General features: G+C 65.5%; 12 protein-coding genes and 1 pseudogene. 7 read left to right on the plus strand and 6 right to left on the minus strand.

Annotation, left to right across the window (positions count from 1 at the left end; translation table 11 throughout):
- Positions 1-177: 177 nt before the first annotated feature.
- Positions 178-879, plus strand: a pseudogene (locus LCW13_RS00460) (ATP-binding protein); the annotation flags it as partial.
- Positions 880-913: 34 nt separating this feature from the next.
- Here LCW13_RS00460 and LCW13_RS00465 read toward each other — a convergent pair.
- From LCW13_RS00465 to LCW13_RS00480, 4 genes are all read right to left on the minus strand, one after another.
- Entirely contained in the window at positions 914-1,999 is a 1,086-nt protein-coding gene (locus LCW13_RS00465) for an Lnb N-terminal periplasmic domain-containing protein (protein WP_225347473.1), read from the minus strand.
- A 24-nt stretch (positions 2,000-2,023) separates the two neighbouring features.
- Positions 2,024-3,175: a pyridoxal phosphate-dependent aminotransferase gene (locus tag LCW13_RS00470; RefSeq protein ID WP_213114154.1), complete on the minus strand. Its 1,152-nt coding sequence runs from the start codon at positions 3,173-3,175 to the stop codon at positions 2,024-2,026.
- A gap of 98 nt (positions 3,176-3,273) precedes the next feature.
- Complete coding sequence (locus LCW13_RS00475) at positions 3,274-3,801, minus strand: hypothetical protein (protein ID WP_052384899.1); 528 nt, start codon at positions 3,799-3,801, stop codon at positions 3,274-3,276.
- Positions 3,798-4,790 (minus strand): alpha/beta hydrolase, encoded by a 993-nt coding sequence (locus LCW13_RS00480; protein ID WP_043336976.1) that lies wholly within the window; start codon positions 4,788-4,790, stop codon positions 3,798-3,800. Before LCW13_RS00480 ends, LCW13_RS00475 begins: the two co-directional genes overlap by 4 nt.
- A gap of 407 nt (positions 4,791-5,197) precedes the next feature.
- Here LCW13_RS00480 and LCW13_RS00485 point away from each other — a divergent pair, with 407 nt between their 5' ends.
- Both LCW13_RS00485 and LCW13_RS00490 read left to right on the plus strand, forming a co-directional pair.
- A complete protein-coding gene (locus tag LCW13_RS00485; protein ID WP_043336977.1) occupies positions 5,198-7,378 on the plus strand; it encodes a malate synthase G in 2,181 nt (726 codons plus the stop codon).
- A gap of 197 nt (positions 7,379-7,575) precedes the next feature.
- Positions 7,576-7,992, plus strand: a complete 417-nt coding sequence (locus tag LCW13_RS00490) for a PaaI family thioesterase (protein ID WP_043336979.1) — start codon at positions 7,576-7,578, stop codon at positions 7,990-7,992.
- 38 nt (positions 7,993-8,030) lie between these two features.
- On the opposite strand, the gene LCW13_RS00495 is transcribed toward LCW13_RS00490, so the two are convergent.
- On the minus strand, positions 8,031-8,450 hold the full coding sequence (locus LCW13_RS00495; protein WP_043336980.1) for a DUF423 domain-containing protein: 420 nt from the start codon (positions 8,448-8,450) through the stop codon (positions 8,031-8,033).
- 99 nt (positions 8,451-8,549) lie between these two features.
- On the opposite strand from LCW13_RS00495, the gene thiS reads away from it, so the two are divergent.
- The 4 genes from thiS to LCW13_RS00515 all read left to right on the plus strand — a co-directional run bounded on the left by thiS (position 8,550) and on the right by LCW13_RS00515 (position 11,670).
- Positions 8,550-8,750, plus strand: coding sequence for a sulfur carrier protein ThiS (gene thiS / locus LCW13_RS00500; RefSeq protein ID WP_043336981.1), 201 nt, complete (start codon positions 8,550-8,552; stop codon positions 8,748-8,750).
- Positions 8,751-8,829: 79 nt separating this feature from the next.
- Positions 8,830-9,663 carry a thiazole synthase gene (locus LCW13_RS00505; protein ID WP_052384900.1) on the plus strand — a complete coding sequence of 278 codons (834 nt, stop codon included), beginning with the start codon at positions 8,830-8,832 and terminating at the stop codon, positions 9,661-9,663.
- A gap of 60 nt (positions 9,664-9,723) precedes the next feature.
- Positions 9,724-10,563 (plus strand): tRNA (guanosine(46)-N7)-methyltransferase TrmB, encoded by an 840-nt coding sequence (gene trmB, locus LCW13_RS00510; protein WP_225347474.1) that lies wholly within the window; start codon positions 9,724-9,726, stop codon positions 10,561-10,563.
- A 189-nt stretch (positions 10,564-10,752) separates the two neighbouring features.
- Complete coding sequence (locus LCW13_RS00515) at positions 10,753-11,670, plus strand: putative RNA methyltransferase (RefSeq protein ID WP_225347475.1); 918 nt, start codon at positions 10,753-10,755, stop codon at positions 11,668-11,670.
- Positions 11,671-11,969: 299 nt separating this feature from the next.
- On the opposite strand, the gene LCW13_RS00520 is transcribed toward LCW13_RS00515, so the two are convergent.
- Entirely contained in the window at positions 11,970-12,899 is a 930-nt protein-coding gene (locus LCW13_RS00520; protein WP_043333313.1) for an AEC family transporter, read from the minus strand.
- Positions 12,900-12,967: the final 68 nt, after the last annotated feature.

The raw sequence follows: 12,967 nt of genomic DNA on the forward strand, positions 1-12,967 counted from the left end.
AGGGCCGATTTTACGAACGGATGTAGGCAGTGGCATGGGCAGTCGCACCAAATGTTGAATAAAACAAGGCCTGTCGCATCAATTGCTATTAATTCTGTCGCACTCAATCCTGTACAGACTACCATAATAGCCCGATATTACGCGCTGAGGGTCGCATCAATTGCTGAAAATGACAGTGGCTCCAAGCCGCGTCCGGGCGAGGTGTCGCTGGCGCATCATGGCGTGCTGTTTCTGGATGAGCTGGCGGAGTTCGACCGTGGCGTGCTGGAAGTGATGCGCGAGCCGCTGGAGAGTGGCCGTATCCTGATCTCGCGCGCCAGCCATCAACGCCGTTTCCCGGCGCGCTTCCAGCTGGTCGCGGCGATGAATCCCTGCCCCTGCGGCTACCTCGGTGACAGTCGCCGCAATTGCAGCTGCACCCCGGCGCAGATCCAGCGCTATCAGGCGCGTCTGTCCGGCCCGTTGCTGGACCGCATCGACCTGCAGGTCGAGGTGCCGGGCCTGCCCGCCGAGGAGCTGACATCCGCCACTCCCGGCGAGGCCTCGGCCGGCGTGCGCGAACGAGTGCTGGCCGCTCGCGCGCGCCAATTGGCACGCGGCGGCCTGAATGCTCATCTGGATACCCACGCGCTGGAAGCCGCCTGTCAGCTGGAAGACGGCGAGCGCCAGTGGTTGGCCGGCGTACTGTCACGCCTCAATCTCTCGGCGCGCGCCTATCACCGGGTGCTGCGTGTCGCGCTGACACTCAGTGATCTGATCGACCAGGACGGTGTGCAGCGGCCACAGCTGATGGAGGCCATCGGCTATCGCCAGCTGGACCGCATGATGGGCAGGGACCCGGCTCGCCTGGGCGCCAGTTCCCAGCAGCGCAGCGCCTGATGTCGGCGGATCAGGATGTCAGCGCTGCTCGGGCTCAGTAGGAAGGTCTGTCCGCGCCGGGAATGCCTGCACGAATCAGGTGTGAGAAGTCGCCGTCCGGATGCTCATCGGCGGCGATGGCGGCGGGATTGATCAGGCTGCTGGCCTTGAGTTCCGCGAAGGGCGCAGCATCACTGAGGGCGTCCTGGTCCGCGACATATTCCGGCAGATAGCCGGAGAGCAGCAGACGGTAGTCCAGCGGCAGACCGTCGGTCAGGCGCGTCATCATCGCGTAGACGAGGGTGGTGCAGTTGCTGGTGGCGGTATTGTAGAAGCGTGGCTGAGTGCGCAATGTCTCGGCTTCGTCGACGTAGGCCAGCAACAGCTCGCGGATCATTTCGCGCGGCATCTGCACCCGATAGAGGTGTACCTGCTCGCCGCGCACGTTGCTGCGCACGCGGATGATGTCGCGTTCGTCGGCGGCGATCACCGCCAGTTCGTACTGCTTGAACATGCCGCCGAGGGTCGAGAACTGCTCGGTGCGCTCCTTGCGGATCTCCACCGAGAAGGCCAGATAGCGGCCATCGGCAAAGCCGAAGCTGACCAGCGTATGGGCGATCTGCGGGCCCATCCAGTGACTGGTCAGCAGGTCCACCGAGGTCAGCTCCTCCAGCGGATAGTCGCGGCTTTCCCAGCGCGGCGTGTAATCCTCGGCGCTGTGCCACACGAAGTTGCGTACCTGCTCGAGATGCAGCACTTCCCCCTGTGTGGCAGCCTCGGCCCTGGCGCTTGCCGGCGATGCCTCGTCCCGTGCTGGCGTGACCATCTGCCCCTCGACCAGATGTGCCACCTCCGGCGCCCAGTCGCGGTCCGCCCGTGGCGTGATGCTGGCCCACCAGGCAAGGCTTGCGACCAGCAGCATCAGGTAGCTGCCCATCAGCCGCCAGCGAATCGCGCTGGCCTGCGGCCACCACAGGACAATCACGCACACGAGGCCCAGCACCGCTGCGAGAGCCGCCACGGTGGTGCGCAGCCCTTCCGGCCCCGGCAGGCGGAACCATAGTGCGGGCACCAGCCAGAGGCTCGCGCCCACCACGGCGAGGCTGCTCAAGGCACGGGCCGCGAGGCTGACCAGCGTCATCGCGAGGCCCTCACGATAAATCGTTCATGAACGGCGCTCTTCGGCGATGGCCTGCTCGAGACGCGCGAGACGGCCCGGCACCAGGCTGTCTTCGAGTGTCGAGATGCGCAGGATATGGCCAAGCGAAGGATGCGGGGAGCGAGTGATCAGCACGCCTTGAGCCATCAATTGCTGCTGCACCTGTGCTGCCAGTTCGGCGCTCTTGAGGCGCACGCAGAGGAAGTTGGTCGCGCTGGGCAGCACTTCCGCGCCCAGCGAGCGCAGGTGCTCGGCGAGACGATCGCGACAGTCGATCACGCCGGCGACGTGCGCTGCCGCCTCTTCAGGGTGCGCCAGCAGCAGCTCACCTGCCGCCATTGCCGGGGCGCTGACCGCGAAGTGAATCCGCACCTTGGTCAGCATGGCGACATCGTCAGGCTCGGCGATCATGAAGCCGAGACGCAGGCCCGCCAGCCCATAGGCCTTGGAGAAGGTGCGCAGGCGGAAGGTGCGTGCCATCGGCGCATGGTCGGCGTGGGCGGCGTCCGGGCGGAAGTCGTGATAGGCCTCATCCAGCAGCAGGCTGCAGTTCTCCGGCAGGGCGTCGCGCAGAGCACGCACATCGGCGTCAGAATGCAGGTGGCCGCTGGGGTTATCGGGGTTGGCGAGATAGACGACGCGGGCATCGTGCTGCCTTGCCGCGGCGAGCAGCGCCGCGAGGTCCGGGGCCAGTCGCGACGATGAGGCGTCATCGGCCGTGGCGAAGCTCTCGCTGTAGGGTACCTCGATGACCTCGGCACCCAGCCCGCGGGCGAAGTACGCCAGGGTCGGATAGGTGCCGGCGCTGGTGATCACGCGCTCGCCCGCACAGACGGTGGCGCGCATCACCAGTGCCAGCAGGCTGTCGGCACCGGCATCGACCAGCAGGTTCTCGTAGGCGACTCCCAGACGCTCAGCCAGTTGCTGGCGCAGTTGCCAGGCATCGGCGTCGGCATAGCTGCGGCTCAGGTCGGCCAGGGCAGTGCCCAGCGCGCCGCCCAGCGTGTGGTGGGGCATGTCGAGCCCTTCGTTGGAGCCATACTGATACGGCAGCGCGTGTCCCAGTCTGCGTTCCAGCGCCTTGATGCCGGGGAACGGGTTATGCGGCCCATCCTGATAGAGGTGGGCAAGAAAGCGACGGGGACTGGCGGTGGTCATGTTGGCTCCGGAAAAGCAGAAAACGATAAAGGGTGTATCAGGGGTGGCGGGGACCTCGGCGCAGCTGGGCGCAAGACTCTGGGCTCAAGACTCGGATCTCAGGGCGCGGGGTGATTGCGCGCCAGCGACTCGAGGGCCGCCTGGTCGAAGGCGCCGCTCAGGGTGAAGGTGCGCGTCTCATTGCGCTCGGCACTGGCGCTGCGGACCAGTGTCAGCTGCAGCTGATACGGCTGCAGCGTTCGGTCTGACAGGGTCAGTGCGACGCCACTGGCCTCGAGAGTGGTCTCGAGACGCCACTGGCGGCTATCGACGGCGGGGCGGTCAGTGCTCCAGTTGAGCACCTGAGGCCCGTTCTTGAGCGCCAGCAGGGCGCGGGTCAGCGCCTCGTTCAGCGCGCCCGGGTTGGCCTGCAGCGTGGCATCCACCTCGGGCGGCGCGAGCAGCAATACCTGTTGCTCGAGCGGGGGTGTCCAGGGTTGCTCGGCGATCAGACGCGCCGCGCTCTGGCCGAGACCATAGATGGGGTCGCGTTCGGCACGCGGCACCTGGTCCAGGCTCATGCAGCCCGCCAGCGTGGAGAGTAGCAGGGTCGCGGCCAGCATGCGCAGGCGATGCATGGCCATCATGCCGTGCGCCCCTGCTGCGGCAGGTCTGACGGGCGCTGCGACAGGGCATCGAGAAAGGCGTCCAGCTCGGCAAACAGTTCCTTGCGAATCGGCTCGGCTTCATTGACCAGGTGGTGCTGGGCCTCGGGATGGCGGTAGATGCGCGCATTGGGGAACTTGCTCGCCAACACGCCGAGGTTCCATTGCCAATCGACGGTGGTGTCCTGCTCGCCCTGCAGGATCAGGGTCGGCAGTGAGCAGGGGGGCAGGGCGCGGAGACGGGGGATCCACTCCCGCATCGCCGTCACCCACTTCACCGCGAGGCGATCGGCCTGCAGCGGATCATTGGTGCTGAGAAACTCGTAGAAGGCCACATCATTGGTATTCGCGCGGTACTTGCGCGGAATGGAGTCGATGAAGGGGCGCGCCATGCTGTGCAGCCAGCGTGACTGCGACCAGCCCCATGGCCGTACCAGCGGTGCGAGCAGGGCGATTCCCTGCCAGCGCGATTCATCGCCGCGCATCAGGGCGTCGGTGGCCAGCACCGAGCCGCCGGTGCTCTGGCCGATGCCGAACCACGGGTGCGGCGCCAGGCTGTGGTCTTCCAGGTAATCCTGGAAGGCCTGCAGGCAGCCGACATAGTCGCCGAAGTCATCGATGGAGGCGGGCTCGCCGGATGACAGGCCATGGCCCGGCAGGTCCCACAAGGCGACCTGCCAGCCGTTGCGCAGCAGGTGCGCCAGCAGATGACGATAGAGGGCGAGGTGATCGAAGTAGCCGTGGACCACGAAGACCGTGCCGCGCGGCTTGCGCGGTGTCCACAGCTGGGCCCACAGGCGAAAGCCCCCGGCCTCCAGGTGGCCGGCATGCACGGCGATGTCCTCGCTGCGCAGCGCATCGAGACCATAATGGCCCAGGTAACGCTCCAGTGGACTGGACGTCTGGCCCGGCAGCATGTCAGGCAGGCGGATAAAGGGGCCGTGGTCGAGCAGTTCACTGAAATCGGGCATGGTCATCTCCATAATGCTGCCATGCTAGCGGCTGGCGCGGCTGCGAGCTACACAAAGAACAGTGTTTCTTCACTGTTTTCCCCGCCTGTCGCCGAGCAACAACAGCGACGCGGAATCAACGCTGGGCGGGTAATCGGGCTCCATGAGCTTGTTCATTGGTCATAGCAGTCCTTTCGCCGGCCTCGCCATCGGGTATGGTGATGGGATTCGTCCCCGCCCGGCAGGTGACAGCGTCTTCCTGCCCGGCGTCTCGATGGCTCACGCTTGTCGGGCAGTCGCGCGTCAGCAGACGCGTCAAGCGCCGTGCCAGTGAGTGCCGTCTGGCGAAAATCCTTTTGAACACCACTGCTTGCAGTGTTGTCAGCCGTGAGGGTTTCCAGCGATTCGTTTTCAGGGAGAGCAAACGCATGACCGACCGTATTCAACTTCAGCGCCTGGCCATCGACGCCAGCCTGCACCGCTTCATCGAGCAGGAAGCGCTGCCGGGCACAGGGATCGCGCCGGAGACCTTCTGGGCGGGTGTCGATTCACTGCTGCACGAACTGGCACCGCGCAACCGCGAACTGCTGGCGACCCGCGAGCAGCTGCAGGGCGAGATCGATGCCTGGCACCGCGAGCATCCGGGCAAGGTAGACCTCGAGGCCTACAAGGCGTTTCTGCACGAGATCGGCTATCTGCTGCCGGAGCCGAATACGGTCGAAGCCAGCACCGCCTTCGTGGATAGCGAGATCTGTCAGCAGGCCGGCCCGCAGCTGGTGGTGCCGGTGATGAATGCCCGCTACGCCCTGAATGCCGCCAATGCGCGCTGGGGCTCCCTCTATGATGCGCTCTACGGCACCGACGCGATCAGCGAAGAAGATGGCGCCGAGCGTGGCAAGGACTACAACCCGGCGCGCGGCGCCAAGGTCGTCGCCTATGCGCGCCAGGTGCTGGATACCATCGCGCCGCTGGCCGGCGGCAGTCACCACGACAGCGAAGGCTACACGATTCGTGATGGTCATCTGCTGGTGCGTGCCGGAGGACGTGACCTCAGCCTCAAGTCGCCGGAACGCTTCCTCGGCTATCGCGGCGATGAAAGCGCGCCGAGCGCGATCATCTTCGCCCACAACGGTCTGCACGCCGAGCTCGTGATCGATGCCGAGCACCCCATCGGCAAGACCGACCCCGCCAATGTCAGTGACCTGATCATGGAGGCCGCGCTCTCCACCATCATGGACTGCGAGGACTCGGTGGCCGCCGTCGATGCCGAAGACAAGGTGACGGTCTATCGCAACTGGCTGGGCCTGATGAAGGGCGACCTGACCGAGACGCTGGAGAAGAATGGCCGCAGCATGACGCGCAAGCTGAATGCGGACCGCGAATACACCGGCGCCGATGGCACCACGCGCGTGCTGCATGGTCGTTCGCTGATGCTGATTCGCAACGTCGGTCATCTGATGACCAACCCGGCCATCCTGCTCGAGGACGGCAGCGAAGCGCCGGAAGGCATCATGGATGCCATCTTCACCAGCCTGATCGCGCTGCACGACCTCAAGGGCGACAAGCAGGACCGCGGTGGCATCTGCAACTCGCGCACCGGCTCCGTCTACATCGTCAAGCCCAAGATGCATGGCCCCGAGGAAGTCGCCTTCGCCGATGAGCTGTTCGCGCGGGTCGAGCAGCTGCTCGGCCTGCCGGACTCCACGCTCAAGATGGGCATCATGGACGAGGAGCGCCGCACCACCGTCAACCTCAAGGCCTGCATCGCGGCTGCCAGTTCCCGCGTGGCCTTCATCAACACCGGCTTCCTGGACCGCACCGGTGACGAGATGCACACCTCGATGGAAGCCGGCCCGATGCTGCGCAAGGGCGACATGAAGGGCGCCGCCTGGATTCAGGCCTACGAGAAATGGAACGTGGATGTCGGCCTGGAATGTGGCCTGCGCGGTCGTGCCCAGATCGGCAAGGGCATGTGGGCCATGCCCGACCTGATGGCCGCGATGCTCGAGCAGAAGATCGGCCATCCGCGCGCCGGTGCCAACACCGCCTGGGTGCCGTCACCGACCGCCGCCGTGCTGCATGCGCTGCACTATCACCAGGTCTCGGTGAAGGACGTGCAGCATGATCTGCTCAGTCGTCCGCGTGCCAGCCTCGATGACCTGCTGACCATCCCGCTGGAGCTCGACCCCCAGTGGAGTGCCGAGGAGATCCAGGCCGAGCTGGACAACAATGCCCAGGGGATTCTCGGCTATGTGGTGCGCTGGATCGATCACGGTACCGGCTGCTCCAAGGTGCCGGACATCCATGATGTCGGCCTGATGGAAGACCGCGCCACGCTGCGCATCTCCAGCCAGCACATCGCCAACTGGCTGCATCACGGCATCGTCGACAGCGCCCAGGTGCAGGACACGCTGGAGCGCATGGCTGGCGTGGTGGACCGCCAGAATGCCGCGGACCCCAGCTATCAGGCGATGACGGATGACCTCGAGGGCTCCATCGCCTTCCAGGCCGCCTGCGAGCTGGTCTTCCAGGGTCGTGTGCAGCCGAGTGGCTACACCGAGCCGGTCCTGCATCGCCGTCGTCTCGAGAAAAAGCAGCAGGCGCGCTGATCGCAGGGCGGTTGGCTTGAGGAAACACTGAACACGACAACGGCGACCCTGGGTCGCCGTTGTCGTCTGTCGCCGAGCAGGAATTGCCCGGCCACTATTTTGCCAGGCGCATGTTTCCCGAGACCGCATTTGCCGCTAGCCTTGCCCCAGAAACCGCGTAACCGCGCGATCGGACCCAGTGTGTCGAGGAGAATGTCATGCCCGTGATGAGCGCCGCCGCCATCGAGGATTTCCTCGATGAAGTCTTCCCCCAGCGTCTGGGTACCATCGAGGCCGTCGGCGATCGCTGGGCGACCATGGGGTTGGCCATCGAGGACGAGCATCTGCGTCCCGGCAGCTGCGTGTCCGGGCCGACGATGATGGCGCTGGCGGATGTCTGCCTGTATGTCGCGATTCTCGGCGAGATCGGCCCGGAGCCGATGGCCGTCACCAGTGACCTCAGCATCCACTTCCTGCGTCGCGCGCGCGGCGACCGCGACCTGATGGCCACCGCGCGTATCCGCAAGCTGGGCCGGCGACTGGCCGTCGGCGAGATCGAGCTTTTCAGCCACGGAGACACCGACCCGGTCGCCATCGTGACCGCGACCTATACCTTGCCGGACAGCGATGACTGACCCCGGGGCGGTCGTGGGCCACGCCTTGGGCCAGTCCGCTACAGCTTGTTGATATCCTTCTCTTCGCTGCCGCGCTGACGCCAGCCGGTGACGGCCAGGCTCAGCCAGCCGGCGATCAGCAGCAGGCCGCCGATGGGCGTGATGATGCCCAGCTGGGTGCGCGCCGTGGTCGCCAGGGCATACAGCGACCCCGAGAACATCAGGATGCCGGCGGCCCACAGCCCCAGCGTCAGCATCTGGCCGCGCAGCGGCTGCACCGAGCGCCAGGCGAGTACCCCGACCGCCGCCAGCACGTGCCACATCTGATAGCGTACGCCGGTCTCGAACACGCGCAGCATGTCCGCGCTCAGGGTGCCACGCAGGCCATGACTGGCGAAGGCGCCCAGCGCGACGGTGGACATGCCGGCCAGTCCCATGGCCAGCCACCAGTGGCGGGAGTGGGAGTCGTTGTGACGCATAGACAATAATTCCTTGAGGGCAGGTGGCGCGGCACGATGTGCCTACGCCTGTCCACGTAAAGCCGCTACAATAGCGGCCTCTTTTCGCGGGAGGACAGCATGCAGATACAGCTCAACGGTGAAGACCACGTGGTGACGGACGACACGACGATTGCCGCCCTGGTCGAGAGTCTCGGTCTCCAGGGCCGCCGACTGGCAGTGGAACGCAATGAAGACATCGTGCCACGTAGCGCGCACGCCGACACCCGTCTGCATGCCGGTGACCGCATCGAGATCGTCCATGCCATCGGTGGTGGCTGATCCGTCCTGTTTCCAGGATTGACACTTTTCACTACTCGCTCGCGCTCAGCGCTTTCACGTCCAGCTCGATGAGGTCATCATGACAGACAGTTCTGCCCCGACATTGAACAACCCCGTCACCCAGGTCGCCGGCGACAGCCCGTTGATCGTCGCCGGCCGCGAGTTCTCTTCGCGCCTGCTGGTCGGTACCGGCAAGTACAAGGACATGGACGAGACACGCTCCGCCATCGAGACGTCCGGCGCGGAAGTGGTCACCTTTGCGGTCCGCCGTACCAATCTGGGTCAGAACGCTGACGAGCCGAACCTGCTCGACGTGCTGTCACCGGATCGCTATACCTTCCTGCCCAACACCGCCGGCTGCTACAACGCGCGTGACGCGGTGCGTACCTGCAAGCTGGCCCGTGAACTGCTGGATGGCCACAACCTGGTCAAGCTGGAAGTGCTGGGCGATCAGGACACGCTGTATCCCAATATCGTCGAGACGCTCAAGGCCGCTGAAGAGCTGGTCGCCGATGGCTTCGACGTGATGGTGTATACCTCCGACGACCCCATCGTCGCGCGCCAGCTCGAGGAGATCGGCTGCTGCGCCATCATGCCGCTGGGCTCGCTGATCGGCTCCGGCCTCGGCATTCTCAACCCGCACACCCTATCGCTGATCATCGAGCGCGCCAATGTGCCGGTGCTGGTCGATGCCGGTCTGGGTACGGCGTCAGAAGCCGCCTTCGCCATGGAGCTGGGCTGTGATGGCGTACTGATGAACAGCGCCATCGCCCACGCGCGCCAGCCGCTGTTGATGGCAGATGCCATGCGTCAGGCCGTGATTTCCGGCCGTGGCGCCTTCCTGGCCGGCCGCATGCCGACTCGCCTGACGGCACGTGCTTCTTCACCGGGCGCTGGCCTGATCACCGGCTGAGCCCTGAAACATTCGAATCCGATGCACGCGCATCGTTCATGCAAAGACCAAGACGACCCCATGACTGACGAGACTTCCAAGCCGCAGGACGACACGTCCACTTCTGCTCCCGCTGACGATGCGCAGCAAGAAAGTGTGCAGAACGAGCGCGCGCAGCCCGAGAGCGTGCAGACCGAAAGCGCGCCAGCGACCCCTTCCGTTGCCGATGAAGCCGTCGCCCGCAAGCGTGGCATCAAGAGCTACGTGATTCGTGGTGGCCGCATGACCCAGGCCCAGACTCGCGGGCTGGAAGAGGTCTTCCCGCGCCTTGGCCTGCGTCACGAGCAGGGCGAGCTGGATCTCGACGCGCTGTTCGGGCGTCGGGCACCGCTGGTGATCGAAGTCGGCTTCGGCATGGGCAAGTCACTGTGTGAACAGGCCCAGGCCAACCCGGACACCGACTTCATCGGCATCGAAGTGCACGCGCCGGGCGTCGGCAAGCTGCTGGATGATGTCGACAAGCTGGGTCTGACCAACCTGCGTGTCTATCGTCACGACGCGCTGGAAGTGCTGGCGGATTGCGTGCCGGCCGGTTGCGCCGACACCTTCCAGCTGTTCTTCCCGGACCCGTGGCCGAAGAAGAAGCACCACAAGCGTCGTATCGTTCAGCCGGCCTTCGTCGAGCTGGTGCGTCGTGTGCTCAAGCCGGGCGGCCACTTCCACATGGCCACCGACTGGGCCAACTACGCCGAAGCGATGGCGGAAGAGATGGCCGAAGCGCCGGGCTTTGCCAACACCGCTCCGGCGGAAACCGCGCCCTACGTGCCGCGTCCGGACTTCCGTCCGCTGACCAAGTTCGAACAGCGCGGCGAGCGTCTCGGCCACGGCGTGTGGGACCTGATCTTCGTCAAGCAGGACTGATCAGCGCCTCGTGCGCAGTGGCGGTGTCTTCATGACGCTGCATCGCGGCCGCCTTCGGGTGGCCGCTTGCGTGTGAGGCCCATCGCCATGGCGCGGTTCTGCGTGCCAAGGCCATCTGCCTGCGTGGCGGTCTGTGCCGCTTGCCGTGTTTGCTGTCCCTTTCTTTCCTCGTCCCGAGAGTTGCTGACCATGACGACGCCTACCGCCGACTCGGCTGATCGCCCGACCATGACCCCGCTGACGGCCCTGACCTGTCCGCTGGATGCCCAGCCGCTGGTACGTGATGGCCAGAGCTGGTGCTGTGCCGACGGGCATCGCTTCGATATCGCACGCCAGGGGCATGTCAATCTGCTGCCGGTGCAGCGCAAGCGCAGCCTGGACCCCGGCGACAGCAAGGCGATGGTGAGCGCTCGTCAGCGCCTGTTCGCCCTCGGCGGCTATCAGCCTCTTGCATCAGCCCTGGCCAGTCGTGTGCTGGCATTGGCAGCGGCCCAGACGACTCAGGCGCCGCTGGCCGTGCTGGATGCCGGCTGCGGCGAAGGTTTCTATCTGCGTCAGCTGGCGTGCGCTGCCGGTGAGCAGAATCTCTCGCTGACGGCGGCGGGGCTGGATATCTCTAAGCACGCGGTGCTGGCCGCGGCGAAGCAGTCACGTGATGCCGCCTGGCTGGTGGGCACCAACGCCGCCCTGCCGCTGGAAGATGCATGTGTGGATGTCGTCATCTGCGCCTTCGGCTTCCCTGTCTGGCAGGAGTTCGCACGTGTCCTCAAGCCCGGTGGCCACGTCGTGCTGCTGGAAGCGGGGGCCGAGCATCTGCTGGCGTTGCGCAAGATTCTCTACCGCGAGCTGAAGCCCGCGCGCGGTGAAGGCGGGCTGAGCGCTGCCGAGTCCGCTGGCTTTGCCATCAGCGGCGAGGTCGAGCATCTGCATGCGGGGCTGTCATTGACCAGCAATGAGCAGATTCGGGACCTGCTGACCATGACCCCGCACCTGTATCGCGCCGAGCGTGATGGCCTTGCGCGTGCGGAAGCCATGACGGCGTTGGAGGTCGAATTGCATGCGGAACTGAGGGTGTTCTCGCTCGAGGGTGCACAAGATAAATCTTAAATAGAAATTCTTCGCATTTGCCTTGCAAAATCAAATGAGAATGATTATCTTGTATGTGCGGTGTCCGGGCAGACATCGCAGGGCGCAAGCCCAGCCGTAGCGGCGGAGTCAGGCCCCCGCTACGGTGTTTCTCCTCATCAAGCTAGTCACGGTCTTGGGCATCCTCATCTGGGGATGCCCTTTTTCTTGTGCGCTTTGCGCATTTTGTTGTGCGCTGCGCACACTGCGCGCTCTCACGTCGCGTTCGGATGTGCGGTCGTCAGCTCGACAGCTCGACAGGAGCTCAGGTCGACAGGAGCTCAGTTCGCCAGCCACAGGGGCAGGGTCAGCATCGCCAGCAGCGTCTGGGCGGTGATCAACGCCGCCATCAGCTCGGCATTGCCGCCCAGCTGGCGGGCCAGAATATAGGCGGAGGTCGCGGTGGGCAGCGCCGCGAACAGAATCGCCACATCGCGCGCCACTCCTTCAAGGCCGAACCACCGGCAGAGCACGACCACCAATGCCGGCATCGCCAGCAGCTTCAGCAGGCTCGCCAGCCACGCCACGCTGCCACTGCTCACCAGCACACGCGGGCGCAGCGCCACGCCCACCGCGACCAGGCCGAGCGGCAAGGCGGCGCGTCCCAGCAGGCTGATGGCGTCGCCACTCCAGCCCGGCAAGCCGATGCCGCTCAGGTTGAGCGCCGTGCCGGCCAGACACGCCAGCACCAGCGGATTGCGGGTCAGTGCCTTGAGCGAGCGCAGCAGGCCGCCTTCGCCCAGGGTGCCTGCCCCGATGAAGGCCATCACGCACAGCAGGTTGGCGGCAGGCACCATCAGCGCCAGCGCCACGGCCGCGACGGTCGCCCCGGCACTGCCATGCAGCGCTGCTGCCCCGGCCACGCCGACATAGCTGTTGAAGCGGATGCTGCCCTGGAAGAGCGAGGTAAAGGAGGCGGCGTCGCCCATATGACGGCTCAGCCAGTCCGGCGCGTGACGCCAGCTCAGCCATAGCGCGGCGGCGAACAGCAGCATCGCGCCCAGCATCACGCTGGCCAGTGCCACGACTGGCACGCTGGCCATGTCGGCACGTGCCAGCGTGGACACCAGCATGGCGGGGAACAGCACGTAATAGATCAGGCGTTCCAGTTCGCTCCAGAAGCCTTCGCCGGGGAAGCGCTTCCACCCGAGTAGCGCCCCCGCGAGGATCAACAGGAAGAGGGGGCCGAGCGCCTGCTGTACACTTGCCATGCTGACTCCTTGTCGGGGCTGAGTGCGAATGCCTTGAGAGCGATGTGGCGTGCGCGTGACATGATGTC

The organism is Cobetia amphilecti (assembly GCF_020217465.1).
In the GTDB taxonomy this organism is placed as follows: Bacteria; Pseudomonadota; Gammaproteobacteria; order Pseudomonadales; family Halomonadaceae; genus Cobetia; species Cobetia amphilecti.